Source organism: Pseudomonas sp. I2 (assembly GCF_040984075.1).
Lineage (GTDB): Bacteria > Pseudomonadota > Gammaproteobacteria > Pseudomonadales > Pseudomonadaceae > Aquipseudomonas > Aquipseudomonas guariconensis_B.
On the sequence record NZ_JBCGFQ010000256.1, the window covers coordinates 1 to 269 of the forward strand.

Sequence of the window (269 nt, forward strand, 5' to 3'; positions counted from 1 at the left end):
TGATCCAGCGTTTCGGCAGCGCGCTGAACCTGAACATCCACTTCCACATGCTGTGGCTCGACGGCGTGTACGTGGAAGCCACCGAGCTGCCGCGGCGCGAACTGCGCCTGCACCGCGCCCGTGCGCCCACCACCGCGCAGTTGACCCAGCTGGCAGCTACCATCGCGCACCGGGTGTGTCGGCACCTGACGCGCAAAGGCTGGCTCGAAGGGGAGGGCGAATCGGCCTTCCTGGCAGACAGCGCTGCAGGCGACGACAGCATGGATGGG

Annotated in this window: 1 protein-coding gene; it reads left to right on the forward strand. The window is 67.7% G+C overall.

The features are described 5' to 3' along the window. Positions 1-269, forward strand: a 269-nt coding sequence (locus WCE05_RS26515) for a transposase (protein ID WP_368816907.1), incomplete at both ends; no start/stop codon positions are given.